This window comes from Amycolatopsis sp. NPDC054798, from assembly GCF_053611505.1.
On the sequence record NZ_JBSHAM010000040.1, the window covers coordinates 52,646 to 77,869 of the forward strand.

Annotated in this window: 23 protein-coding genes and 1 pseudogene; 17 read left to right on the plus strand and 7 right to left on the minus strand. The window is 69.7% G+C overall.

Translation table 11 applies throughout. From position 1 onward, the window contains the following. Positions 1-129: 129 nt before the first annotated feature. Both ACWGIC_RS24315 and ACWGIC_RS24320 read left to right on the plus strand, forming a co-directional pair. Complete coding sequence (locus tag ACWGIC_RS24315) at positions 130-390, plus strand: hypothetical protein (RefSeq protein WP_452078245.1); 261 nt, start codon at positions 130-132, stop codon at positions 388-390. Next, complete coding sequence (locus ACWGIC_RS24320) at positions 387-1,748, plus strand: serine hydrolase domain-containing protein (protein ID WP_452078246.1); 1,362 nt, start codon at positions 387-389, stop codon at positions 1,746-1,748. The genes ACWGIC_RS24315 and ACWGIC_RS24320 overlap by 4 nt, the downstream gene beginning before the upstream one ends. Here the strand turns inward: ACWGIC_RS24320 and ACWGIC_RS24325 are convergent. Together ACWGIC_RS24325 and ACWGIC_RS24330 are read right to left on the minus strand one after the other, a co-directional pair. Beyond that, the gene (locus ACWGIC_RS24325; protein WP_452078247.1) at positions 1,735-2,673 is read right to left on the minus strand and encodes a GNAT family N-acetyltransferase; all 939 of its coding nucleotides are present in this window, start codon (positions 2,671-2,673) and stop codon (positions 1,735-1,737) included. The two genes, ACWGIC_RS24320 and ACWGIC_RS24325, sit on opposite strands and share 14 nt — an antisense overlap. 73 nt (positions 2,674-2,746) lie before the next feature. Beyond that, positions 2,747-3,403: an IclR family transcriptional regulator gene (locus ACWGIC_RS24330; protein ID WP_452078248.1), complete on the minus strand. Its 657-nt coding sequence runs from the start codon at positions 3,401-3,403 to the stop codon at positions 2,747-2,749. A gap of 142 nt (positions 3,404-3,545) precedes the next feature. Here ACWGIC_RS24330 and ACWGIC_RS24335 point away from each other — a divergent pair, with 142 nt between their 5' ends. Beyond that, positions 3,546-5,411 (plus strand): FAD-binding monooxygenase, encoded by a 1,866-nt coding sequence (locus tag ACWGIC_RS24335; RefSeq protein ID WP_452078249.1) that lies wholly within the window; start codon positions 3,546-3,548, stop codon positions 5,409-5,411. 93 nt (positions 5,412-5,504) lie between these two features. Here ACWGIC_RS24335 and ACWGIC_RS24340 read toward each other — a convergent pair whose 3' ends face one another. Then, the gene (locus ACWGIC_RS24340; RefSeq protein ID WP_452078250.1) at positions 5,505-6,659 is read right to left on the minus strand and encodes an epoxide hydrolase family protein; all 1,155 of its coding nucleotides are present in this window, start codon (positions 6,657-6,659) and stop codon (positions 5,505-5,507) included. An 82-nt stretch (positions 6,660-6,741) separates the two neighbouring features. On the opposite strand from ACWGIC_RS24340, the gene ACWGIC_RS24345 reads away from it, so the two are divergent. The 5 genes from ACWGIC_RS24345 (at position 6,742) to ACWGIC_RS24365 (ending at position 10,088) form a co-directional block, all read left to right on the plus strand. Further along, positions 6,742-7,308 carry a CGNR zinc finger domain-containing protein gene (locus ACWGIC_RS24345; protein ID WP_452078251.1) on the plus strand — a complete coding sequence of 189 codons (567 nt, stop codon included), beginning with the start codon at positions 6,742-6,744 and terminating at the stop codon, positions 7,306-7,308. Positions 7,309-7,490: 182 nt separating this feature from the next. Further along, positions 7,491-7,781 carry a 2Fe-2S iron-sulfur cluster-binding protein gene (locus ACWGIC_RS24350; protein WP_452078252.1) on the plus strand — a complete coding sequence of 97 codons (291 nt, stop codon included), beginning with the start codon at positions 7,491-7,493 and terminating at the stop codon, positions 7,779-7,781. Between the two features lie 58 nt (positions 7,782-7,839). Continuing rightward, positions 7,840-8,637, plus strand: a complete 798-nt coding sequence (locus ACWGIC_RS24355) for a helix-turn-helix transcriptional regulator (protein WP_452078253.1) — start codon at positions 7,840-7,842, stop codon at positions 8,635-8,637. A gap of 33 nt (positions 8,638-8,670) precedes the next feature. Beyond that, positions 8,671-9,786: a WD40/YVTN/BNR-like repeat-containing protein gene (locus ACWGIC_RS24360; RefSeq protein ID WP_452078254.1), complete on the plus strand. Its 1,116-nt coding sequence runs from the start codon at positions 8,671-8,673 to the stop codon at positions 9,784-9,786. After that, positions 9,783-10,088, plus strand: a complete 306-nt coding sequence (locus tag ACWGIC_RS24365) for a MoaD/ThiS family protein (protein WP_452078255.1) — start codon at positions 9,783-9,785, stop codon at positions 10,086-10,088. Before ACWGIC_RS24360 ends, ACWGIC_RS24365 begins: the two co-directional genes overlap by 4 nt. A gap of 474 nt (positions 10,089-10,562) precedes the next feature. Here the strand turns inward: ACWGIC_RS24365 and ACWGIC_RS24370 are convergent, their stop codons facing one another. Both ACWGIC_RS24370 and ACWGIC_RS24375 read right to left on the minus strand, forming a co-directional pair. Then, entirely contained in the window at positions 10,563-10,907 is a 345-nt protein-coding gene (locus ACWGIC_RS24370) for a DUF3140 domain-containing protein (RefSeq protein ID WP_452078256.1), read from the minus strand. A 5-nt stretch (positions 10,908-10,912) separates the two neighbouring features. Continuing rightward, positions 10,913-11,689 (minus strand): FadR/GntR family transcriptional regulator, encoded by a 777-nt coding sequence (locus tag ACWGIC_RS24375; protein ID WP_452078257.1) that lies wholly within the window; start codon positions 11,687-11,689, stop codon positions 10,913-10,915. Positions 11,690-11,744: 55 nt separating this feature from the next. On the opposite strand from ACWGIC_RS24375, the gene ACWGIC_RS24380 reads away from it, so the two are divergent. Beyond that, positions 11,745-14,528: an FAD-binding and (Fe-S)-binding domain-containing protein gene (locus tag ACWGIC_RS24380; protein ID WP_452078258.1), complete on the plus strand. Its 2,784-nt coding sequence runs from the start codon at positions 11,745-11,747 to the stop codon at positions 14,526-14,528. A gap of 9 nt (positions 14,529-14,537) precedes the next feature. Here ACWGIC_RS24380 and ACWGIC_RS24385 read toward each other — a convergent pair whose 3' ends face one another. Beyond that, entirely contained in the window at positions 14,538-15,215 is a 678-nt protein-coding gene (locus ACWGIC_RS24385) for a GntR family transcriptional regulator (protein WP_452078259.1), read from the minus strand. 172 nt (positions 15,216-15,387) lie between these two features. Between ACWGIC_RS24385 and ACWGIC_RS24390 the strand changes: the two genes are divergently transcribed. The 3 genes and pseudogenes from ACWGIC_RS24390 to ACWGIC_RS24400 form a co-directional block, all read left to right on the plus strand. Then, complete coding sequence (locus tag ACWGIC_RS24390; protein WP_452078260.1) at positions 15,388-16,275, plus strand: FAS1-like dehydratase domain-containing protein; 888 nt, start codon at positions 15,388-15,390, stop codon at positions 16,273-16,275. Between the two features lie 78 nt (positions 16,276-16,353). Beyond that, positions 16,354-17,166 carry an enoyl-CoA hydratase/isomerase family protein gene (locus ACWGIC_RS24395; protein WP_452078261.1) on the plus strand — a complete coding sequence of 271 codons (813 nt, stop codon included), beginning with the start codon at positions 16,354-16,356 and terminating at the stop codon, positions 17,164-17,166. A 66-nt stretch (positions 17,167-17,232) separates the two neighbouring features. After that, positions 17,233-17,811, plus strand: a pseudogene (locus ACWGIC_RS24400) (RNA polymerase sigma factor); the annotation flags it as partial. Between the two features lie 640 nt (positions 17,812-18,451). Here the strand turns inward: ACWGIC_RS24400 and ACWGIC_RS24405 are convergent. Beyond that, a complete protein-coding gene (locus tag ACWGIC_RS24405; protein ID WP_452078262.1) occupies positions 18,452-19,216 on the minus strand; it encodes a GntR family transcriptional regulator in 765 nt (254 codons plus the stop codon). A 90-nt stretch (positions 19,217-19,306) separates the two neighbouring features. Between ACWGIC_RS24405 and iolC the strand changes: the two genes are divergently transcribed. The 5 genes from iolC to ACWGIC_RS24430 are packed head-to-tail and all read left to right on the plus strand — an operon-like array spanning position 19,307 to position 25,184. After that, positions 19,307-20,254, plus strand: coding sequence for a 5-dehydro-2-deoxygluconokinase (gene iolC, locus ACWGIC_RS24410; protein WP_452078263.1), 948 nt, complete (start codon positions 19,307-19,309; stop codon positions 20,252-20,254). Further along, complete coding sequence (locus ACWGIC_RS24415) at positions 20,251-21,117, plus strand: Cgl0159 family (beta/alpha)8-fold protein (RefSeq protein ID WP_452078264.1); 867 nt, start codon at positions 20,251-20,253, stop codon at positions 21,115-21,117. Before iolC ends, ACWGIC_RS24415 begins: the two co-directional genes overlap by 4 nt. Further along, positions 21,114-21,920: a 5-deoxy-glucuronate isomerase gene (gene iolB, locus ACWGIC_RS24420; RefSeq protein WP_452078265.1), complete on the plus strand. Its 807-nt coding sequence runs from the start codon at positions 21,114-21,116 to the stop codon at positions 21,918-21,920. The genes ACWGIC_RS24415 and iolB overlap by 4 nt, the downstream gene beginning before the upstream one ends. Further along, the gene (iolD, locus tag ACWGIC_RS24425) at positions 21,917-23,776 is read left to right on the plus strand and encodes a 3D-(3,5/4)-trihydroxycyclohexane-1,2-dione acylhydrolase (decyclizing) (RefSeq protein WP_452078266.1); all 1,860 of its coding nucleotides are present in this window, start codon (positions 21,917-21,919) and stop codon (positions 23,774-23,776) included. Before iolB ends, iolD begins: the two co-directional genes overlap by 4 nt. A 43-nt stretch (positions 23,777-23,819) precedes the next feature. Continuing rightward, positions 23,820-25,184, plus strand: coding sequence for an MFS transporter (locus ACWGIC_RS24430; RefSeq protein ID WP_452078267.1), 1,365 nt, complete (start codon positions 23,820-23,822; stop codon positions 25,182-25,184). Positions 25,185-25,224: the final 40 nt, after the last annotated feature.

Below are 25,224 nucleotides of genomic sequence, written 5' to 3' on the forward strand. Positions count from 1 at the left end.
GGTAATTGCATTCATTGCCAGACTCATTGCAATAATTGACCCTGAGCTGGGAAAGTTCCGCCGCCAACGGTTGACGCATGTTGAAATGCAACGTAGCTTTTCCTCATCCGGAAAAGGAAAGGAAATGCCATGACGCACGTATTGGCCGTGTCGACCGTCTCGGACAACAGCAAGTTCTGGAACGGCCTCAAGAAGGCGCACGGCCAGCTCCCCAAAGGCGCGAAGTGGAAGCTGGCGATCGCGAGCGCCGACGGGAGCAAGGCGGTGAACGTGATCTCCCACGACTCGGTCGAAGGGGTCCGGGCGTTCTTCGAGGCGCACGCAGGTGCTTACGCCGCAACGGAATACTTCGAGGCGGACGCCGCGAACGCGGTCGGTCTCGCGCGATGACGTTCGACCGGACGAGGCTCGCCGAACTCCTGGCGGAGCACGGGATCCCGAGTGCCGCGATCGGCATCCTCCGCGACGGGGAGCGCACTGAATTCGCGGTCGGCGTCAAGAACGTCGAAACGCGGGAACCCGCGCGGACGGACACGGTCTACCAATGCGGCTCCATGACCAAGACGTGGACCGCGCTGGCGTTCCTGCAACTCGTCGACGAGGGGAAGGTCGATCTCGACCGGCCTGTCCGCACGTACCTGCCTGCTTTCGCCGTCGCCGACCCGGTGACCAGCGCGCGGGTCACGCCACGCCATTTGCTCAACCACACCAACGGGATCGAGGAAGCCTACGGAGATCCGGGCGAGGGGGACGACGTCCTCGAGCGCATGGTCGAGAACATCGCCGGTGCGCCGCAGGTCTTCCCGCTCGGCCGCACCCACGGCTACAGCGCCGCGCTGGGCTACGCGATCCTCGCACGGATTCTCGAAACGGCCGACGGGAAGACCTGGGACGATCTCATGCGGGACCGGCTCTTCGACCCGATGGGCCTCACCGGAACGAACACTTTGCCCGAGCAGGCGGACGAATCCCGGGCGGCGACCGGGCACCTCATCCGTTCCCTCGACGAGGGCCCGTTCCCGACTCCGATCGACTACCTGCCGCGCGCGTACGGCCCCGGCGGCGGCATCACCTCGACAATCGGAGAGGTCCTTGCGCTGGCGCACGTCCTGCTGAACGACGGCGTGGCGCCGAACGGAATCCGCGTGCTCTCGGCCGGGCTCGTCCAGGAGATGAAGAGTTCGCGGGTACTAGTACCAGATCCGCTGCTGTTCGGACCGGAATGGGCACTCGGGCTCATCGTCTGCGATTGGAACGGCGAAACCGTCTACGCGACCGACGGCAGCACCATCGGCCAGAACTCGCGGCTCCGCATCCTTCCGGAATCGAACACCGCCGTCGCGATGCTGACCAATGGCGGACCACGGGAAAGCTTCTACCGCACCGTGTTCGCCGAAATCCTGCCCGAGGCCGCCATCCCGGGGCTGCCCGCGCCAGACCCCGCACTGAAACTCGACCCCAAAAAATACGAAGGCGTCTACGAGCGGCCCGGCGCGCGATACGAGGTGTCCGCCGAAGCCGGGAAACTGTACGCGACGCTGACGATCGACGCCACGCAAGCCGAGTTCCTGCGGAAGCCGGAACGCCTGAAATACGAGCTGCTTCCGGTCAGCGAAACTCTTTTCCTGATGCCGCCGACGGATCCGCTCGAAGACACCCAGTCAGTCGCGATCTACGATTTCGCGGACGGCCCGGCGCGGTACCTCCACACCAACTGCCGGGTGCATCCGCGCGTCACGCGGGCTTGAGCAGCGGAACATCCCGGACGACCTCGCGGAACCCGACGCTGTAGTACAACTCCCGCGCCGCCGGATGTCCGGGCGCGCCAAGGCAAGCGACTGTCGCGTGGGCGGCTCCGGCCGCTCGTGCGCGGTCCATTCCGTGCAGCAGCATCGCCCGGCCCAGCCCGAGCCTGCGGTAGTCCGGATGGGTGCCGACCGGCTCGAACTCGACGGTCTGGTTCGCCTCGTCGAGCCACATGATCGTGGACGCCGCCATCGTCCCGTCCGGCGCTTCGACCAGGATGTGCAGGTCGCCGCGGTACGCCGGGGTCTCGCGGACGCCCTCGTAGCCTTCCCGCGAGTACGCGCTCACGCCCCAGGCATCAAGATGCGCCCGGACGGCTGCGTCGGGTCCGGCTTCGACCGCCGTGCGGAACCGGAATCCCGCTGGCAGCACAGGTTTTTCCAGTTCAGCGAGGTCGCGTTCGTTCAGCTGCGTCCAGGATCCGTTGTCGCCGAGCCCGTCCGGATCGGGCTGATATCCGTGCGCTGCCCAGCGTTCCAGGCCGAACTTGTCCGCCGCGCTGGGCAAAACGGTGCGTTCGAGGCCGTCCGCGGTGGCGTCGAACCAGTCGATCACCTCGTCGACCAGTTCGGCGTGATCGGGATGGACCTGGAGTGCCAGATAGGCGCCGGTGACATCTTTGACCGACCCGTCGCTGCGCCGCACGCTCCGGGGCAGTTGCGCCCAGCCCCACGCGACGAGGTCGTCCCCGGCGAACCACAACCGGCGGACCCAGCTCGTCCCTTGTGTCGCGTGCGCTTTGCCCCAGTTCCAGGCCAGTTCGCCGTAGGAGGCGTCGCTGTTCACCAGTTCCGGGCGCACGGCGGTGATCCGCTGCGCAAGCTCCTGCATGAGCAGCACGTCCGCGGCGGTCAGCAGATCGGTCATGGTCGGCCACTCTGTCAGGCGGGCGCCCGGACGTCGACCGGTTTTCCGCCGCGGCCGCGGAGCACCGCTTCCGTCACGGATGCAGTTCGGCCCGGATCACCTGCGCCGCCTGCGCCAGCCGGGCCCCGATCGCTGAGATGTCAGCCGGGCCGGTCAGATACACCACCGCCAGCGCGGCCGGATGCTGCCCGGGCACCGCGAGGGGCACCGCGATCGACGACAGCCCGGGGATCACCTCGTCGTGGCTGGTTTCGTACGGCGCGTTCTCCCCGCGCAGCTGCTGCAGAATCGCGCGACCCGGTGCGCCGTCGGTGATCGGGTGCCGGCTGCCCGGCCGCTGCGCCACCGCGGCCGTCGCCTGTCGCGGTTCGACGCTGGCCAGCGTGACCACGGAGTCCTCGCCGTCGAGTGTCGCGAGGAAAGCCGTCATGCCCAGCTCGTTGGCCAGCACAGTCAACTCGGGCAGCGCGGTCGACTGCAAGTCGCGGGAAACGTTGCGCGCCAACGCCGCCAGCCGCGCCCCCAGCTCCAGCTCGCCGTTCGCGCCGCGCACGACCAGGCCGTGGTCTTCGAGCGTGCGCACGATGCGGTAGGCGATCGACCGGTGCAGCCCGAGCCGCGAGGCCAGCTCGCCGATCGACAGCGGCGCGTCCGCCTCGGCCAGGACTTCCAGCGCGGTGAGCCCGCGCGACAACGTCTGCGACCCGGCCGCTTGCTTGGCTTCCGTCACGACTCGGTCCTTCCCCGCGGGGTCTTGTGCACCGGAGCGGCCCACCTTAGCATCGACGTACTCAATAATTGAACAGCCAGTTCGATTATCGAACACGGTCCCCTGGTGCTTCACAGTGCTTCACGATGAGGTGAGGAAACTTATGCAGTTCCACCACCACGGCTACGTTTCCGGCGAACCGCGTGTCCTGCCCGCCGCCGGAACCGGAATCGACCGGCCCGCGGAACTGCCGGACGAGGTCGACGTGCTGATCGTGGGCACCGGCCCCGCGGGCATGATCACCGCCGCGCAGCTGTCCCGGTTCCCGGACGTCACCACGCGCATCGTCGAACGCCGGGGCGGGCGGCTCGAGGTCGGCCAGGCGGACGGCATCCAGGCGCGCAGCGTCGAAACGTTCCAGGCGTTCGGCTTCGCGAACCGGATCGTCGAAGAGGCGTACCGGATCACCACGATGTCGTTCTGGAAGCCCGATCCCGCCGACCCGAAGCGCATCGTCCGCTCGTCGCGCGTCCCCGACGATCCCACCGGGATCAGCGAATTCCCGCACCTCATCGTGAACCAGGCCCGCGTGCAGGACTATTTCGCCGAGTACATGGCCCATTCGCCGAGCCGGATGACGCCCGACTTCGGCCTGGAATTCCAGTCGCTGACCGTCACCGAGGGCGACGAATACCCCGTCGCCGTCACGCTGCGGCACACGACCGGCCCGCGCACCGGCGAGGATCGGGTCGTCCGGGCCAAATACGTCGTCGGCTGCGACGGCGCGCGCAGCGCGGTGCGCCAGTCGATCGGCCGGGAACTCGTCGGCGACCAGGCCTTGCACGCGTGGGGCGTGATGGACGTCCTCGCCGTCACCGATTTCCCGGACATCCGCACGAAATGCGCCATCCAGTCCCACGACGGCGGCAACATCCTGCTGATCCCCCGCGAGGGCGGCGCGCTGTTCCGGATGTACGTGGACCTGGGCGAGGTGCCCGAGGACGACCGCGGGGCCGTCCGGAAGACCACGATCGACCAGATCATCGCGCGCGCCAACGCGATCATGCGTCCCTACACAGTGGACGTGAAGAACGTGGCCTGGCACAGCGTGTACGAGGTCGGCCACCGCCTCACCGACAAATTCGACGACGTTCCCGCCGGCGACACCCGGCTGCCGCGCGTCTTCATCACCGGCGACGCCTGCCACACGCACAGCGCGAAAGCCGGACAGGGCATGAACGTCTCCATGCAGGACGGGTTCAACCTCGGCTGGAAACTCGGCCATGTCCTCGACGGCCGCGGTCCCGCTTCGCTGCTGGCCACCTATTCCGCGGAACGCCAGCTGATCGCGAAGAACCTCATCGACTTCGACAAGGAATGGTCGGCCCTGATGGCGACCCGGCCGGAGGACCTGGCCGATCCGGCGGAGCTGGAAGAGTTCTATGTGAAGACCTTCGAGTTCCCGTCCGGGTTCATGACGTGCTACCAGCCTTCGGTGCTCATCGCCTCGCCGGACCACCAGCACCTGGCGACCGGGTTCCCGATCGGCAAACGCTTCAAATCGGCGCCCGTGACGCGAGTCTGCGACGCCAACCAGGTCCACTTAGGACACCACGCCCAGGCCGACGGCCGGTGGCGCATCTACGTTTTCGGACCCGCCGCCCCGGTGACGGATTTCGCCGGCTGGCTCGGGAATTCCCCGGACTCCCCGGTCGTGGCCCACACGCCGAAGAATCTGGACGTCGACGCGTGGTTCGACGTCAAGGTGATCTACCCGCGGCCGTACGAGGACGTCGATCTCGGCGAGGTCCCGGAGATCTTCCTCCCCCGGACCGGCCCGTTCGAACTGATCGACTACGAGAAGGTCTACGCGGCAGATCCGGCGGACGACATCTTCGCCGCCCGCGGCATCTCCCCCGACGGTGCGGTCGTGGTGGTGCGCCCCGATCAGTATGTGGCGAACGTCCTTCCTCTCACCGCCACCGACGAACTGGCCGCGTTCTTCGCTCCCGTCTTCAGCACCGAATAGCCGTGGAGGTTCCGCCCTCACCGGGCGATGCGCCGCCGCCCACCACAACACCAGCCGTCAGCCCGCCGGACCCCTGCCATTCGCCGCCCGGCCTCAGGAACGAAGCACCGCGGCGAGCCCTTCCCGCAGGTCCTGGACGAAATACCCGGGGACCTCCAGCGACGGGAAATGCCCGCCCCGTTCCGGTTCCCGCCACCGGACGATCTGCCGGAACCGCTCCCGCGCCCAGGGCCGAGGGGTTTTCTCCGTGTCCCGCGGATACATGCTGATCGCCGCCGGAACGTCGACGCGCAGCTCCGGATCCAGCGAATTGTGGCTCTCGTAGTAAATCCGGGCAGCCGACGCCCCGGACCGCGTCAGCCAGTACAACGTGACGTCGTCCAGGACGCGATCCCGGGAAATCGTCTCGAACGGGCTGTCCTCGGTGTCCGACCACTCCGCGAACTTGTCCAGGATCCACGCGAGCAGCCCGACCGGGGAGTCGACGAGCGAGTAGCCGATGGTCTGCGGCCGGGTCGCCTGCTGCTTCGCGTACGCCGCGCGATGCCGCCAGAAATGCCGGGTTTCCTCGGCCCACCCGCGTTCTACCTCGGTCAGCCCGTCCATCGGCAACCCGGGCGGCCCCTCCGCGAAAAGCGTGTGGATCCCGAGCACCTGTTCCGGGAACCGGCCTGCGAGAACCGTGGTGATATTGCCGCCCCAGTCGCCGCCGTGCGCCAGGAACCGGGGATATCCGAGCCTCGCCATCAGTTCCACCCATGCCGCTGCGATCTTTTCCGTGCCCCATCCGGTGACGGCCGGTTTGTCGCTGTATCCGAAGCCCGGCAAGGACGGAACCACGACGTGAAACGCCGGCGCGCCAGCGTCTTCCGGATCCGCCAGCTCGTCGACGACATCGACGAACTCGGCGACGCTGCCCGGCCACCCGTGCGTCAAGACCAGCGGAACGGCGTCCGCGCGCGGCGAACGACGGTGCAGGAAGTGGATGCCCAGGCCGTCGATGACGGTCCGGAACTGGCCGATGCGGTCAAGCCGCGCCTCGAACGAGCGCCAGTCGTACTCGGTGCGCCAGTAGTGCACGAGAGCGACCAGATCGGCGAGCGGAACGCCCTGATCCCAGCGGCGGGAGGCGGGCGCCGTTTCAGCCTCCGGAAGCCTCGCCGCGGCCAGCCGAGCCCGCAGATCGTCGAGGTCAGCGTCGGTCGCCCGGGCTTCGAAGGCGTGCACTTCGCTGGTCAGACAGGTCATGATTCCTCCTGGTCAGTGTGGAACCGGCTAAGACGGTTCTAGCAGCCGCCCGCGGCCAAGCGCAACCGGCTAAGCTGGTTCCATGCCTTCCGAGTTCCCTGATTTCCGCCTCGGCACCGTGCTCGCGACGAGCTTCACCGCGACCCTGACCGAGCGCTGCGGCGACTCTGTCGAGCGCATTCCCACCCCGCAGCGGCTCGCCGACTGGCTGGCGGTGAGCGGCCTCGCGGTGGACTCCTGCACCGCCGCCCAGCTCGAACTCGCCCGAGAGCTGCGGGAGTCGATCCACGCCGCCGCGACCACGGCCGCGCTCCAGGAACCTCTCCCCGCGTCCGCTGTCCAGGTCATCAACGACCGCAGCGCTCAGGGCCGGGCCGCGGCTGTCCTGACGCCAGACGGCGAACGGCGGTGGCAGCTCAGTTCGGAGACCGCGGTGGAAGACGCCCTCGGCGTGATCGCCGCCGACGCGATCAGCGTCATCTCGGGCGAACGGGACGGAAAACTGGCCTTGTGCGCCTCGCCGACCTGCCGAGCCGCCTTCTTCGACACCAGCCAGAGCCGCACCCGCAAATGGTGCGACATGAACACGTGCGGGAACCGGCAGAAGAAGGCGCGCTTCAACGCCAAAACCCGCGAAACCGCGGGCTGATCGCCGCCCCGGAATGCGAGCGCCCGCCGCTGTCCGGATCCGCTGAACACCGGTTTCGCGCCGCCGGAAAAGCGAGTAGGCGAGCTAAAGCTCACAACAGAGCTATGACCAGCGAAAACCTCGAGACCATACTGTCGCCACACCGGACTGCAGCGAAACGGTGGTGAACCTCAAGGAGGCGCATGTCCATTGCGGACGGTGCGTTTCCGCTCCAAGCTCTGGCAACCACGACCGGTACGCGCTGTGCGGCCAATCTCCGGCATCGGCGACGGCCCGGCCCGGCCCGGCCCGGCATCGGCGGTTTCCTTGTCCGCGCTCCGTTCCTGGTCACCACCGTCGAACCCGGCGACACGCTGCTCGCCGCCGGTCTCGCCGCCGGGCTGCCGATGCCGTACTCGTGCACCGTCGGAAACTGCGGCGAATGCCTGGTCCGGCTGCGCTCGGCCGTCGTCCTCGACCTCGACGACGGCTGACGCCCGGAATTGTCGGTGCCCGGACTTACCATGGCGGCACATCCGAGGAGGTGTGCACATGCGGGACGCCGTACTCGAGGCGGCGAGGTTCCTGGCCGCCGGACGCACCCGGCAGCTCACGCTCGAGGACGTGGCCGACCACGTCCGGTACAGCCCGTTCCACCTGGCGCGCGCGTTCGAGCGGGAGATCGGCCTGCCGCCGGGGAAATTCCTTGCCGCGCAACGGTTTCAGCTCGCCAAGGAGCTGCTGCTGGACACCGGCGAGAAGGTGGTCGACATCTGCCACGAGGTCGGGTTCTCCGCGCCGGGCACGTTCACCACGCGGTTCACCGCGGCGGTCGGGGTGAGCCCGCACCGGTTCCGGCAGCTGCCCGGCCTGCTCGCCGAGCACCCGCCGGAACCGGTGCGGGTGGCGGGCCCGGACTGCGCGGGCGGGGCGGTCACCGGCCGCGCCCTGCTGAGCCCGGCCGCGGTCGCCGCGCTCGACGGGGCGCCGGCGGTGTATGTCGGGCTGTTCTCCGCGTCGTCGGCGCGCGGCCTCCCGGTCAGCGGCTCGCTGCTGGGGCCGGACCTGGAGTTCACGCTCGTCGACGTGCCGCCGGGCAGCTACCGGCTGCTGGCCTGCGCGCTGCCGTCGGCCGCCGAGCCGCGCGCACAGCTCGCGCCGAGCGTGCAGGCGGTCGGCTCGGCCGCGCGTCCGGTGCGGGTCCGGGCCGGTCCGGTGCCGCTGTGCCAGGACGTCCGGCTGGAGGTCGCGCCCGCGTGGTCGCCTCCGGTGCTGGTCGCGCTGCCGCCGCTGGCGTCGGCGAGAGCGCAAGAATGGAGAGGCGGCTCCCGGCTGGCGAGATTAGGTTGAAGCGGGTCACTGGCCCGCTGTCAGGGAGAAAGCATGCCTGGAGTTCGAGTATTGGTCGGCACGCGCAAGGGCGCGTTCATCCTCACCTCGGACGAGGGGCGCACGCGCTGGGAGGTCGACGGCCCGCACTTCGGCGGCTGGGAGGTCTACCACCTCGCCGGTTCGCCCGCGGACCCGGACCGGCTGTACGCGTCGCAGTCCACGTCGTGGTTCGGCCAGCTGATCCAGCGTTCCGACGACGGCGGGAAGACCTGGAACCAGGTCGACCACGACTTCGCCTACGAGGGCGGGGCGGGCGAGCACCTCTGGTACGACGGAACGCAGAAGCCGTGGGAGTTCACCCGGATCTGGCATCTCGAACCGTCGCTGACCGACCCGGACACGGTGTACGCGGGCGCGCAGGACGCGGCGCTGTACCGCAGCACCGACGGCGGGAAGAGCTGGCGGGAGCTGACCGGGCTGCGCAAGCACACGTCCGGGCCGGGATGGCAGCCGGGCGCGGGCGGGCTGTGCCTGCACACGATCATCCTCGACCCGCGGAACTCGAAGCGGATGTTCGCCGCGATCTCCGCCGCGGGCGCGTTCCGCAGCGACGACAGCGGCGAAACCTGGCAGCCGATCAACCACGGCCTGCACTCCGAAGGCATTCCGGACCCGGACGCCGAGGTCGGGCACTGCGTGCACCGCATCGCCCTGCACCCGTCGAGGCCGGACGTGCTGTTCATGCAGAAGCACTGGGACGTGATGCGCTCGGACGACGCGGGCGACAACTGGCGGGAAATCAGCGGCAACCTGCCGAGCGACTTCGGTTTCCCGATCGCGGTGCACCCGCACGAACCGGAAACGGTGTACGTGGTCCCGATCCACAGCGATTCCGAGCACTATCCGCCGGAGGGAAAGCTGCGCGTGTACCGCAGCCGCACCGGCGGCGACGAATGGGAACCGCTGACCAACGGCCTGCCGCAAGAAAACTGCTACGTGAACATCCTGCGCGACGCGATGGCCGTCGACTCCTGCGACGAGGCGGGCATCTACTTCGGCACCACCGGCGGCCAGGTCTACGCCTCGAACGACGCGGGCGAGAGCTGGGCCCCGATCGTGCGCGACCTGCCCGCGGTGTGCTCGGTCGAGGTGCAGACCCTGCGATGACCACCGTCGTGCGCGTCAAGCTGCCCACGCATCTGCGCCGCCTGGCCAAGGTCGAGGGCGAGATCCAGCTGCCGGTCGAGGACCCGCCGACGCGGGACGCCCTGCTGGACGCGCTGGAACGCGCCTACCCGCAGCTGCGCGGCACAGTCCGCGACACGACGACGGGCAAACGCCGGGCGTTCGTCCGGTTCTTCGCCTGCGAGGAAGACCTGTCGAACACCGCCCCGGACACCCCGCTGCCCGCCCCGGTCCTGTCCGGAGCCGAACCGTTCCTGATCATCGGCGCGATGGCGGGCGGCTGACCCACGAACCACCTGGCCGAGGGGAAGAACCCCGGGCCTCGGCACGTCCCGGGGGCGTACCGAGGCCCGGGGCTCCACTTGGGGGGCGGGGCTTTGAGTGCGGACGGGGCTTGGCAGGTTCGCCTGCGCCGGGCCTCTTACACCCGAAGTCGGGCTGGGCCGGTTCGCGGAGACCGAGCCCCCTCACGCCCGGGGCCGGGGCTAGGCGGGTTCGCGGACACGAGCTCCCTGCCAGGTACCAGGATCTGGCGAGCTCGCTGGCACCGAGCCTGTCACGCCTAAGACCGGTCGCCGCCAAGCTAGGCTAAGCGGGCGAAGCTTGGTTCGTCTTCCAGCGGGCCACAAGCAGCGCCCCGTCCGAGTCACGACTGCGAAAAACCCAGCCCCGCAAGCGCGCTCACCCCGATTCCATGCTCACCGAGCCCGCCCCGCCGAACCGCAGCCACAGCCACCGTCCCGCCGAGCCCGGCCAGATCAGCCCCGCACCGGCTTCACCGGGTCGTGCCCCAGAGACATCAGCCCCTGCCGCCACCCCGCGTCCCCCGCCACGGGTTCCAGGTCGTCGCGGCGCGCCGCATAAACCCGGTCCACGACGTCCCGCATCACCTCGGCGTCGCTCTCGTTCACGTCCGACTTGCGCTTGCCCAGGATCGACAGCACCCGCCGCCCGGTGGCTGATCCTGCCTGGTCCGGCAGCGGTTCCGTCTCCGGACCGGCTTCCCGGGTGCGCAGCCAGTCGGCCAGCTCCCGCGAGGTCATGTTCACGACGCGGTGGAATTCCGTCCACAGCTGTCCGTCCACGGTCTCGTGCGTGGCCACCTCGATCACCTCCCGGCATCGTCGTCGCGAGTCCGGTTACCCGGACGGCCGGGAGGCAAACCCAGCTCGTCCACATAGGACAGGCCGCGCTCGGCGATCCGCGCCAGTGCGGCGCATCCCGGCTCCGGGACGCCCCTCCGGACACTTTCCACGATCGCCCGGTGGTCCTCCCACGACCGGGAAAGGTCGCGGTGTTCGGCGAGTTCCGCGAGGAGCCGGTCGGCCATCAGCCTGCGCAGCGGGACGCGGATCGCGAGCATGCTGCGCAGCAGGATCCGGTTGTGCGCGGCCTCGGCCAGCGCGACGTGGAACTCGGCGTCCGCTTCCAGGAAGCGGTCCCGGTCGGCGCGCGCGTCAGCCATCCGGTCGACCAGGTCGGTCAAGACCTCCAGTTCAGCGGCGGTCCGGCGGCGGGCGGCCAGGGCGATGATGGCCGATTCGATCGCCTCCCTGGCCTCGACCAGCTCCCGGTACTCGACCGCGTCCGAAGCGCCCAGCTGCCACGGCACGAAACGGCTCGCCGCGGGTTCCAGCACGAACGTTCCGACGCCCTGGCGCGTCTCGACCCAGCCGCGCGCCTGCAGAGTCCGGACCGCCTCGCGGACGGTCAGCATCGACACCCCGTTCGAGGCCGCGAAGTGCCGCAGCGACGGAAGCGTGGTCCCAGGAGACCATTCGCCGCCGAGGATTTTCCGGGTCATCTCTTCGACCAGCGAGTCCACGACGCTCACCCGCCGCACCCGCGCCAGCTCCGGCGGCGGACCTCTCCGTCCCGAGGTCATCGCGTCAGCGTACGGATTGACGGCACTGTTTCAAACACCTAAATTCAGGGCCGGGATGCCCACTGAAACCGAACTGCTCGCCGACCTCCGCGCGAACGTCCGCGGCGAGGTGCACGCCGACGTCCGGCGTCGCGCCGAGTACTCCGCCGACGCGTCGAACTACCGGGTCGTCCCGCAGGTCGTCGTGCTGCCGAAGGAAACCGGCGACGTTCTCGCGACCCTCGAGATCGCCCGCCGCCACGGCGTTGCGCTGACCAGCCGCGGCGGGGGCACGTCGGTCGCGGGCAACGCGATCGGGCCGGGCGTGGTCATCGATTTTTCGCGGTATCTCAACCGGATCGTCGAGGTGGACCCCAAGGCGCGGACCGCGGTCGTCCAGCCCGGTGTCGTCCTCGCCGATCTCCAGCGCGCCGCCGCCCCGCACGGGCTGCGTTTCGGCCCGGACCCGTCGACGCACGCCCGCGCGACGCTCGGCGGCATGATCGGCAACAACGCTTGCGGCCCGCACGCGATCGCGTACGGCCGGACCGCCGACAACGTCCGCGAGTTGCGCGCGGTCGACGGCACCGGACGCCAGTTCACCGCGGGTCCGTCCGGCGCCGTGCCCGGTCTCGCCGAGCTGATCGAGACCCGGCTCAGCTTGCTGCGCACCGAATTCGGCCGGTTCAGCCGCCAGGTGTCCGGATACTCGCTGGAGCACCTGCTGCCGGAGAACGGCCGGTCGCTGGCCCGCGCTCTGGCCGGCACCGAAGGCACCCTGGCCGTCACGCTGGAAGCGACCGTCGACCTGGTCGACATCTCCCCCGCCCGGCTGCTGGTCGTGCTCGGCTACCCGGACATGGCGACGGCCGGCGACGTCGTGCCCGGGCTGCTGCCGCACCGGCCGCTGGCGGTCGAAGGGCTCGACGCCCGGCTGGTCGACCTGGTGCGCAACCACCGCGGCGCCGTGCCCGCGCTCCCGGACGGCGGCGGCTGGCTGATGATCGAGGTCGGCGGCGAGACCGAAGCCGAGGCCCGCTCCCACGCCGAGCGGCTCGTCGCGGATTCCCAGGCGCTCGACCACGTCGTGCTGACGCAAGGAGCCGAGGCCGCCGCGATGTGGCGGATCCGCGAGGACGGAGCCGGGCTGGCCGGCCGGACGCCGGCGGGCGAGCAGGCGTGGCCGGGCTGGGAGGACGCCGCGGTCCCACCCGAGCGGCTCGGCGCGTACCTGCGGGATTTCGACGCTCTCCTGGACGAATTCGGCCTCGAAGGACTCCCCTACGGCCACTTCGGCGACGGCTGCGTGCACGTCCGGCTCGGCCTGCCGCTCGAACGCGACGCGTCGGTGTTCCGCGCGTTCATGACCGCCGCCGCGAAGCTGGTCGTCGGCTACGGCGGTTCGTTCTCCGGGGAACACGGCGACGGCCGGGCTCGCGGCGAGCTTCTGTCGCAGATGTATTCGGCCGAAACCATCGAACTCTTCGGCGCGGTCAAAAACCTCTTCGACCCCGGAGACCTCCTCAACCCGGGCGTGGTCGTCCGGCCGCGGCCGCTCGACGCCGATCTCCGCCGCCCGCAAGCACGTCCGCTCCCCGTCGTCGCGGGCGGATTCTCCTTCGCGCACGACGGCGGCGACTTCACCCGGGCCGTGCACCGCTGCGTCGGGGTCGGGAAATGCCGCGCCGACAACCGTGCGGCCGGCGGCTTCATGTGCCCGTCCTATCTCGCCACTCGCGACGAAAAAGACAGCACCCGCGGCCGGGCCCGGGTGCTGCAGGAGGTTGCGAACGGCTCGCTGGTTTCCGGCTGGACGGACACCGCGGTGCACGAATCTCTCGATCTTTGCTTGTCCTGCAAGGCTTGCAGCCGAGACTGCCCAGCCGGAGTGGACCTGGCACAGTACAAGTCCGAAGCTCTGCACCGGAAATACCGGCACCGCATCCGTCCGGTCTCGCATTACACACTGGGCCGGCTGCCGGACTGGATCCGCCTCCTGCACCGAATCCCCGTACTGGGCCCGCTCGTCGTCAACGCACTGATGTCGCTCCGCCCGCTCGAGAAGGTCCTGTTAGCACTGTCCGGAGTGGACACCCGCCGCCGGGCGCCGCGGTTCGCTCGCCGGTCGTTCACCCGGTCCCGGCGCAGGATCCGCGAGCAGGGGCCGGAAGTGGTGCTGTGGGCGGATTCCTTTTCCGACGGGATGGACACCGATGTCGCCGAAGCGGTCGCGGCCGTGCTCGCCGACGCCGGGTATCGCGTGCTCGTCCCGCCGCGACGGCCGTGCTGCGGGCTCACGTGGATCACTACCGGTCAGCTCGACACCGCCCGCCGGAAACTCCGCGACCTCGTGCACACACTGCGCCCGTACGCACAGGCCGGGCTCCCGATCGTCGGCGTCGAACCGTCGTGCACCGCCGTCCTCCGGTCCGATCTGCTGGACTTGTTTCCCGGCGATCCGGACGCCGAAACGGTTTCCGGCGCGGTGACGACGCTCGCCGAACTCCTCGCGAAGACAGAAGGCTGGCAGGCGCCCGACCTGTCCGGCGTGAAAGTGGTCGCGCAGCCGCATTGCCACCAGCACTCGGTGATGGGTTTCGAGGCCGACCGGGCGCTGCTGGCCGCGACCGGCGCGGAACTGCACACTCTCGCCGGATGCTGCGGCCTGGCCGGGAACTTCGGCATGGAGCGCGGACACTACGACGTTTCCCTGGCGGTGGCGGAGAACGCGCTGCTTCCGGCGCTGCGGGACAACCCGGACGCCGTGTTCCTCGCCGACGGCTTCTCCTGCCGCACCCAAGCCGATCAGCTGGCCGGAGTGCGCGGTGTCCACCTGGCACAGTTGCTGAAGCGGCGCTGACGCGCGACGTCAGCGGTCCCAGAAGCCTTGTTTCTCCAGCAAGGCGACCGCGCGCTCGCCGCCGTCCGCGAAGTGTTTCTCCACAATGGACCGGGCTCGCGAGGCCGAACGGGCGCTGAGCGCGTTCAGGATTTTCCGGTGGTCGTCGTGCGCCTTGCCCGGCCAGTCCTCGTGCGCCTCGTAGAACCCGTGCGACACCGTTTTCGCCAGGATGCCCAGGATCGAGACCAGCCGGCGGGAGTCGGCGGCGTAGTTGATCCTGCGGTGGAACTCGAAGTTCAGCCGTTCCTGTTCGGCACGGTCCACTCCGGACTCCATCCGGTCCGCCAGATCGTGCAAGGCCCGCAGGCTTTCCGGCGTCAAGTTCTTCGCCGCGCGCTCCGCCGCCAAGCCGGACACGACACCGAACACGCGGTAGTGATCGCGAATGTCGTCGCGCGTCATCCTGGCCACGAACGCGCCTCGGCGGGCGATGTGCTCCACCACGCCCTCGTGGTCGAGAGTGATCAGCGCTTCCCGGACCGGGAGTTTGCTGATGCCGAGTTCGTCGGCCAGCGCGTCCTGGTCGATCTTCGCCCCGGCGCGCAGCTGACCGGAAAACACCCGTCGCCGGATCTCGTGCGCGGCCAGCGCTTTCAGGTTCGCCGGACCGCCGCGGCGCGGTCCCGCGCCCGTGGACTCGGGCATCGCCCCGGCCTCCCCCTCTGGCGGACGTCGTACCGATAAAGTATTACATAAGCTTCCCTGTTCAAGTTTCCGCGCACCAGCGCTTACCGGGCGATGCCTGATAAAGTATTCAGCCGACTGCCTCGAAATCCACCGCACCGTCACCCCGCCGGCCAGCAGATCCGAGGAACCCATGTCCGCACCGGAAGCCTGGGAACCGTACGCCGTCACCAGCGAAGAGATCATCGAGCCCGGCCCGGTCGCCGCGCTGGCCGCTCTGTTCGACAACGGGCTGCCCGCGCCGGGGGAAGGCGACGATCTTCCGCCGCTGTGGCACTGGGTCGCGCTCCCGCGCTGGCCGGTGTCGTCGCGGCTCGGACTGGACGGCCATCCGGCACGCGACGGCTTCCTGCCGCCGGTGGAGCTGCCGCGGCGGATGCTCGCCGGGGGCGAGGTCGTGGTGCACCGCGCACCGAAGGTCGGAGAGACCGTGCGCCGGTATTCCATTGTGGACTCCGTCACCGAAAAGCCCATCCGTCCCGGGAAAACGGTGATTGTCCAGGTGTGCACCGAACTGTCCGGAATGGACGGAACCCGGCTCGTCGAGGAGCGCCAGGACCTGCTCTACCGCGAGGCGGGGCTGCCCGCCGCCGCGCCCGCGGTGCCGGAGACCGCTGCCGCGCTGGAGCCGGTGGGGTCGCCGTTCCGCCGGACCGACGGGCAGACCTGGGAGTTCGCCACCGACCCGACGCTGCTGATGCGGTTCTCCGCGGCCACCGCGAACGCGCACCGCATCCACTACGACTGGCCGTACGCGACGCGCGTCGAGGGCTATCCCGGTCTGGTGGTGCACGGGCCGTTGATGTCGCTGGCGCTGGCCGAGGTGCTGCGGCTCGACTACCCCGCCTCGCGGGTGCGCTGGATCAGCCACCGCAACCGGACGCCGCTGTTCTGCGGACAGCCCGCGCAGCTGCGGACCAGCGCCGATTCCCCTTCGATCGCGCTCGACCTGCTCGGCCCGGCCGGGCCGAGCAGCAGCCTCGTCGTCGAACTGGCCGAGGAGGGCACCGCGCCGCAGTGATCCGTCCGAGGGCCTGGCGGCAGCGTTCGGACCGATGGCATGGTGACGCAGGTGGTCCGGACGACGGAGGGAAACTGAATGAGCCGCTACGCGCAGTTCGAGAACTTGCGGGTCGACGGACCGGACGAGGACGGCGTCATCGAACTCGTCCTCGACGCGCCGCACCTCAACGCAGTGAGCGAAGCCGCCCACGGCGAACTCGCCGACATCTGGCGCGAATTCGACCGCGACCCTTCGGTGAAAGCGATCCTGTTGCGCGGCGAGGGCAAGGGATTCTCCGCGGGCGGGTCGTTCGACCTGGTCGAGAAGCTGGCGAACGACTTCGAGGCCCGCTCGCGCACCATGCGCGAGGCGCGAGACCTGGTCTACAACGTGATCGACTGCTCGAAGCCGACCGTCTCGGCGATCCACGGCCCGGCCGTCGGCGCGGGGCTGGTCGCCGGGCTGCTGTCGGACATTTCCGTGGCCGCCGCCAACGCGAAAATCATCGACGGCCACACCCGCCTCGGCGTCGCGGCGGGCGACCATGCCGCAGTGTGCTGGCCGCTGCTGTGCGGGATGGCCAAAGCCAAGTACTACCTGATGACCTGCCGCCCGCTCAACGGCGCCGAAGCCGAGCGGATCGGCCTGGTGTCGCTGTGCGTCGACGACGAAGCCGACCTCCTGCCGACCGCGCGGGAACTCGCCCACGAACTGGCCAACGGCGCGCCGAACGCGATCCGCTGGACCAAACAGAGCCTCAACCTCTGGTACCGCCAGCTCGCCGGCGCGATCTTCGACTCCTCACTGGCACTGGAGTTCTACGGTTTCGCCGGTCCCGAGGTCCGCGAAGGGCTCGCCTCGCACCGCGAACGCCGCAAGCCGGACTTCAGCCGGATCCACGAGTCCTAAGTAGACAGTCGAGGGCCGGGCTGCTCTAGGATCGGCAGTCGACCACACGGGGATCGGCGGGTGCGCATGACCGGGAAAGCGGACAGTGTCGGCCGTTCGGCGGACGCGCGGAGCAGCGGGGAACGGCTGGACGCCAATCTGCGCGAGGCGAAGGCGGGGAACCGATCGGCGGCGCAAGCACTGGTCGAGGAGCTGACGCCGATCGCCTGGCACGTCGCGCGGGCGCAGGGGCTGAGCCCGCGCGACACCGAGGACGTGCTGCAGACGGCGTGGCTCGAGCTGTTCCGGCACGCCGACCAGCTGAAGAATCCCCGCTCGCTGGCCGCCTACCTGATCACCACCACCCGCCGCGAGGCCGTCCGCAAGCGCCCCCGGCGGGTTCCGCTCAGCGACGAGATCGCCGAAACCCTCGAAAGCGACCTGCCCGGCCCCGAGGAACAGGCCCTGCGCACGGACCGGGACCGCCTGGTCTGGAACGCCTTCCGCCAGCTGTCCGACCGCTGCCAGGAGCTGCTGCGGCTGACCGTGCTCGCCGGTCGCGCCGACTACCAGCTGGTCGCCGACGCCCTGCACATGCCGCGGGGCTCCGTCGGGCCCACCCGCAGCCGCTGCCTCAACAAGCTGCGAGAGCTCCTCGCCGAGGACCTCGAAGACCACGGCGAGGAAGAACTGCCCAGCCGGCTGGACGGCTTGCTGGACAAGGCCGACCCGGCTCCCGCCGAGCTGTCCTCCCGGGTGGCGGTCACGGTGACCGCCGACGCCCCGGCCACCGTGCTGGACCGGTACTGCTTCGTCTACGTCTCCGGCGACGATCACGCGGCCGCGGAACGACTCGCCGCCGCGATCACCGAGATGCTCGCGCAGCAGGGCGTCGAGGCCGTCCCGGACGGTCCTCCGGTGATCTCCTCCTGGGCGCAGCGGTTCACGCTCCGGGCCAAGCGCGGGCTGTCCCGCTCGGAGGTCAAGCAGCGCTTGCAGAAAGTCGAGCACGCGATCGAAGTCGTCGCCTTGCAGAAACCGATGAGCGAGGTGAACGCCCAGCACGCCGACGCGGCGAACAAGCTGTTGTCCGCCGCGGGGGCGTGCGACGATTTCGTCGCCCTCGTCGGTTCGCTGCTGCTGGTGAAACACACCGACGAAACCGGCCGCGTCACGGCGTACACGCAAACGCTTTCCGTCGCGCAAGTCCGTGCGCTGGAACAGAATCAGCACCTGCTCAAGTCGCCCGCCGAATTGCTGGCGCATCTGGAAACGCTGTCGTGTGCCGGGGAAAACCGGGAAATTCCTACTGCGGACCGTGCGTCAGCGGCAGATTGAACGAATACCGCGACGCCCGGTAAACGTGCCAGCCGTATTCGACCACCCGGCCCGTTTCGTCGTAGGTGGTGCGCTGCATGGTCAGCAACGCCGCGCCGGGCGGTTCTTCCAGCTGCGCCGCGTCTTCCTCGGTCGCCAGGCGCGCGCCGATGCTCTGCTGCGCCGAATGCAGCCGGACTCCCGCCTGCCGTAGCAGCTGGTAGAGGCCCTGGGAGCGCAGTTCGTCGTCGACGACGTCGAGGATGCCGTCCGGGAGGACGTTGTTCATGATCGCCAACGGCTCGCCTCCCGTGCAGCGGATCCGCTTGAGCCGGCGGACCTGTTTCAGCTCCGGGGCTTCCAGCAGCGCGACGGTCTCGGCATCGGCCGGTTCCACGCGGTTGACCAGCACCTCCGACGACGGTGTCCCGCCTAGTCCGGCCAGGTCGTCGAACAGGCTGCTCAGCCGCAGCGGCCGGGCGACTTTCGTGCGCACCACCTGGGTTCCGACACCGCGTTTGCGCACCAGCAGACCCTGGTTCACCAGGGACTGGATCGCCTGCCGCACCGTCGGCCGGGACAGCCGCAGCCCCGCCGCGAGGTCCAGTTCGTTCGCCAGCCGGGAGCCCGCGGGCAGGCGGCCGTCGTCGATCGCGGCCCGCAGCTGGGCCGCGATCTGGGAGTACAGCGGCTCGGGGTTCGCCGGGTCCACCGCGATCCCGCGGACCGGGTCCCAGGCCGGGCTCGTGCTCATCGCCGCAGCCTACCTCGCGTATGTCCTTATGTCTTGACAAAGTCCCCGAGCGCGGGGCACGGTCGGGGCACAGCCTGCGAGGAGGACGCGATGACCACGGGGTTCGACCTCGTCACGATGGGCCGGATCGGGGTGGACCTCTACCCGCTGCAGACCGGCGTCGGCCTGGAAGACGTCACCTCGTTCGGCAAATACCTCGGCGGCAGCGCGACCAACGTCGCGGTCGCCGCCGCCCGCTACGGCCGGCGCAGCGCGGTGATCACCAAAACCGGCGACGACCCGTTCGGGCGGTTCCTGCGCCGCGCGCTCGCCGGATACGGCGTGGACGACCGGTTCGTCGGGATCTCGCCGCGGCTGCCTACGCCGGTCACGTTCTGCGAGGTCTTCCCGCCGGACGATTTCCCGCTCTACTTCTACCGTTTCCCCAAGGCCCCCGACCTCGACCTCTCCCCCGGTGAACTCGACCTGGACGCGATCCGCGCGGCGAAGGTCTTCTGGGCGACAGTGACCGGGCTGTCGCAGGAGCCGAGCCGCTCGGCCACGCTCGCCGCGCTGGAAGCCCGAGGCCGCGAGGGCGTCACCGTGCTCGACCTCGACTACCGGCCGATGTTCTGGGAGTCCCGCGAGCAGGCGCGCGAATGGGTCGGCAAAGCGCTGGAACACGCGACCGTCGCGGTCGGCAACCTCGACGAATGCGATACCGCGGTCGCCGTCCGCGAGCCTCGGGCGGCGGCGAAGGCGTTGCGGGACAAGGGTATCTCGCTCGCGGTGGTGAAGCAGGGACCGAAGGGCGTGCTCGCGGTGGACGGCACCGGCGAGGTCGAGGTGCCGCCGGTGCCGGTGGAGGTGGTCAACGGACTCGGCGCGGGCGACGCGTTCGGCGGTGCGCTGGTGCACGGGCTGTTGTCGGGCTGGGATACCAGGCGGATCATGCGGTTCGCGAACGCCGCAGGGGCGCACGTCGCCGGGGAACTCGCCTGTTCGGACGCGATGCCGACGGAAGACCAGGTACTGCGGATGCTCGGAGGAAAAGCATGAAGACCGTCGAGCGGATCGTAGCCAAACGGGTGCACGATCCGGGGGCGATCGCCGAAGCGGCAGCCGCGCGGGTGCGGGCGAAATCGCCGTTCAACGCCCAAGGCGCGGCGATGATCATCGCGGCCGATCACCCGGCCCGCGGCGCGAACGCGGTCGGCTCCGATCCGCTGGCGATGGCCGACCGGGGCGAGTTGCTGGAGCGGCTGTGCCTCGCGCTGGAGCGCCCCGGCGTCACCGGCGTGCTCGCCACCCCGGACGTCATCGACGATCTGCTGCTGCTCGGCGTCCTCGACGGCAAGACGGTGCTCGGGTCGATGAACCGCACCGGACTGGCCGGATCGAGCTTCGAGATCGACGACCGGTTCGCCTGCTACGACGCGGAAACCATCGCCCGGATGCGGTTCGACGGCGGGAAGATGCTCACCCGCATCTGCCTCGACGATCCCGTGACGCCGAGCGTGCTGGAGAACACCGCGAAGGCCGTCGATTCGCTCGCCGACCGCAAGCTCATCGCGATGGTCGAGCCGTTCCTGTCCGCCTGGGTCGGCGGGAAGATCCGGAACGACCTCTCCCCCGAGGCGGTCATCCGGTCCGTCACGATCGCGTCCGGACTCGGCCGTTCCTCGGCCTACACCTGGCTGAAGCTGCCGGTCGTCGCCGAGATGGAGCGGGTGCTGGCCGCCTCGACGCTGCCCGCCGTGCTGCTCGGCGGCGAGGTGACCGATCCGGACGCGGCGTTCGCGTCCTGGCAGCGGGCGCTGGCGCTGCCGACCGTGCAGGGCTTGGTGGTCGGGCGTTCGCTGCTGTATCCGCACGACGGCGACGTGGCCAAGGCAGTCGACACCGCGGTGGGGTTGCTGTGAACCAGTTCAGTGTTGTCATCACTCCCGAATCGGCCGGGTGGGGCTTCTCCGGCCTGCGCGTGCTGGAACTCGACGGCACCGAGACTTTCTCCACCGGCGACGCGGAAACGCTCGTGCTCCCGTTGTCCGGCAGCTGCTCGGTGTCGGTCGACGGCGAGACGTTCGAGCTGGCCGGTCGTACCGGCGTGTTCGACTCGGTCACCGATTTCGCTTATCTGCCAAGGGATGCCGAGGCGACCGTCACCGGTCGAGGCCGGTTCGCGCTGCCCTCGGCGAAGACCTCGAAGCGGTTGCCCGCCCGGTACGGCCCGGCTTCCGGTGTGCCGACCGAGTTGCGCGGGGCGGGAAACTGCAGCCGCCAGGTCAACAACTACTGCCTGCCGCACACCTTCGACGCCGACCAGCTGCTCGTCTGCGAAGTTCTTACACCGGGCGGGAACTGGTCGTCCTACCCGCCGCACAAGCACGACGAGGCGCGCGAGGGCGAAAGCGAACTGGAGGAGATCTACTACTTCGAGGTCGCCGGCGGCGGCATGGGCTACCAGCGCGTCTACGGCACCGACGAGCGGCCGATCGACGTGCTGAAAGAGGTCCGCAGCGGCGACGTCGTGCTGATCCCGCACGGCTGGCACGGCCCCTCGATGGCCGCGCCCGGCTACGACCTGTACTACCTGAACGTGATGGCCGGCCCCGGACCCGAGCGGGCGTGGCTGATCTGCGACGACCCCGCGCACGCGTGGGTGCGCCAGACTTGGGAGAGCCAAGACGTCGACCCGCGGCTGCCGTTCGGAGGCGCACGATGAGGCTGACCACCGCGCAAGCCCTGGTGCGGTTCCTCGCCGGCCAGTACTCCGAACGCGACGGCGCCGAACACCGGCTGATCCCCGGCTGCTTCGGGATTTTCGGGCACGGCAACGTCGCCGGGCTCGGCCAAGCCCTGCTGCAAGCCGCACCCGGCGGATCTCTCCCGTACTATCTCGCGCGCAACGAGCAAGGCCAGGTCCACGCCGCGGCCGCGTTCGCGAAAATGCGCAACCGGCTCCAGACGTTCGCCTGCACCGCGTCCACCGGGCCCGGGTCCACGAACATGATCACCGGTGCGGCGCTGGCGACCACGAACCGGCTCCCCGTGCTGCTGCTGCCGAGCGACGTGTTCGCCGGCCGGGGCCCGGATCCGGTGCTGCAGCAACTGGAAGACCCGCGCTGCGGCGACGTCTCGGTGAACGACGCCTTCCGCCCGGTGTCGAGGTACTTCGACCGGATCACCCGGCCCGGACAGCTGATCCCCGCCGCCCTCGCCGCGATGCGGGTGCTGACCGATCCGGTGGAAACCGGGGCGGTCACGCTCGCGCTCCCGCAAGACGTGCAGGCGGAAGCCTATGACTGGCCGGAGGATTTCTTCCGCCGCCGCGTCTGGCACGTCGACCGTCCGGTGCCCGCCCCGGAAGCCGTGACGCGCGCCGCGGAGCTGCTGCGGTCGGCGAAGGCACCGCTGATCGTCGCGGGCGGTGGCGTCGTGTACTCCGAGGCTTGGCCGGAACTGCGCGCTTTCGCTTCGGCTACCGGAATCCCGGTCGCGGACACGCACGCGGGCAAGGGCGCGGTGCCGTGGGACCACCCGTGCGCGGTCGGCGGGCTCGGCTCCACCGGGACTTCCGCCGCGAACGCCCTGGCCGCGGACGCCGATGTCGTACTGGGAATCGGCACCCGGTACAGCGATTTCACCACGGCGTCGCACACCGTGTTCGGCAACCCGGACGTGCGGTTCGTGAACCTCAACGTCGCCCGGTTCGACGCCGCGAAACACTCCGCCGAAATGGTGGTCGCCGACGCCCGGCGCGGCTTGGAAGCCTTGTCGTCCGCACTGTCCGGCTGGCAGGTCTCCGCCGCTTACCGCGCGCGGACCCGGCAGCTCGCCGACGAATGGAACCGCGCCGCCGACGCCTGCTTCGACCTCGGCCACGCTCCGCTGCCCGCGCAAACCGAGATCCTCGGCGCGCTGAACCGCTCGCTCGACGACAGCGACGTGGTGATCAACGCGGCCGGTTCGATGCCTGGCGACCTGCAAATGCTGTGGCGGGCCAGAGATCCCAAGGCGTACCACGTGGAATACGCGTATTCCTGCATGGGATACGAGGTCGCCGCGGGCGTCGGGGTGAAGCTGGCCGCGCCGGAGCGCGAAGTGGTCGTCCTCGTCGGCGACGGTTCTTATCTGATGATGGCGCAGGAACTCGTCACGCTGATCGCCGAACGGCTGAAGGTGATCATCGTGCTGGTGCAGAACCACGGCTTCGCGTCGATCGGCTCGTTGTCGGAATCGCTGGGCTCGCAACGGTTCGGCACGTCCTACCGTTATCGCGCCGATAGCGGTCTCCTGGAAGGCGACGTGCTGCCGGTCGATCTCGCGGCCAACGCGGCCAGTCTCGGCGCGACCGTCCTTCGTGCGTCCACTGTGGACGAGTTCCGGTCGGCACTGAAGCAGGCCAAGGCGAATCCGGTGACCACAGTGGTGCACGTGGAGACGGATCCGCTCGCGCCCAATCCGCCCGGCTCGGCCTGGTGGGAGGTTCCGGTGAGCGAAGTGTCCGATTTGGATTCTACGCGCGCGGCGTACGAAACGTACGAGGAAGAGAAGCGGAAGCAGCGACCGTACCTCTGACACTTCGGCCCCTGCCGAACCATTCCCGCGCCACCCTGGTCTCGTGACCGCAACAACCTCCGCATCCCGGCAACGACTAGCACTGATCGCGCTGTGCCTGCCCTTTTTCCTCGTCCAGCTCGACGCGACCGTGGTGAACGTCGCCGTCGAAGCGATCCGGCACGACCTCGGCGGCGGGCTGGGCGGCGAGCAATGGGTGATCGCCAGCTACACCATCGCGCTGGCCGCGGGCATGCTCACCGCGGGCTCCCTCGGCGACCGTTACGGCTCGCGGCGGGTATGCGTGCTGGGAATCTTCGTGTTCGGCGTCGGATCCGCGCTGTGTTCTCTGGCCCCGGGCATTTCGGTGCTGATCGTCGCGCGGACGCTGCAGGGCGTCGGCGCGGCGGCGTTGCTGCCGTGCTCGCTCGCGCTGATCGTCCGGCAATTCCCGGAACCCCGGGCGCGGGCGCACGCGCTCGGCCTGTGGGGCGGCATCGCGGCCATCGGCCTCGCGACCGGCCCGGTGGCGGGCGGCGTGCTGATCGCGCTGGCCGGCTGGCGGGCGATCTTCTGGGTCAACGTTCCGTTCGCCGTCCTCGCCATCGTGCTGACCTGGCGTTACGTCGTCGAATCGCAGCCGCGGGACCGTCGCCTCGACCCGTACGGGCTCGTCCTCGGCACCGTCGCCTTGTCCGCGCTCGCCGGCGGGCTGATCCAGGTCGGCCGGTCCGGCTGGGCGGTTCCGCTGGTCGCCGTCGGCGCGTTGACCGGCCTGGCGTTCATCCTGGTCGAGCGACGCCGGCGCGATCCGATGCTGCCGCTGGCGATCTTCTCGTCCCGCCCGTTCTCCGCCGCGAGCACCGCCGGGCTGCTCTTCAATTTCTGCCTCTACGGCACCCTGCTCTGCCTGTCGCTGTTCCTCCAGGGCCCGCTCCACCAGTCCGCGTACGCGACCGGCATGCTGACGCTCCCGCTCACCGTCGCGATCGGCATCGGGGCCACGGCCAGCGGACGGCTCACCGCGCGTTTCGGTCCCCGAGTCCCGATGCTGACCGGTTTCAGCCTCGCCGGGCTCGGCGCCGTCCTGCTGGCCGCGGCCGGTTCCCTGCCGCTGGTGGTGGCGGGCGGCGTGGTGCTCTGCTGCTGCTCGATCGCGATGCCCGCGATGACGTCGGTGGCGATGTCGACGCCGCCCGAGGAGCACACCGGACTGGCCAGCGGCGTCCTGAACACTGCCCGGCAGACCGGTGGCGCGCTGGGCACCGCGGTCCTCGGGACGCTGCTCACCGCGGGCTCGACGATGTCGCTGGCCATCCCGATGACAGTGGTCGCCCTCGGCTACGCCACCGCGGTCGGGTGCACCCTGCTGGCGACCCGCGCGCGAGAAACCTCGGCTGTCCGTGAAGGGCCCCTTGAGGGAATCTAATTCCCTCAAGGGGGCCGTAACCGACCGAAGCGGCGGGCAG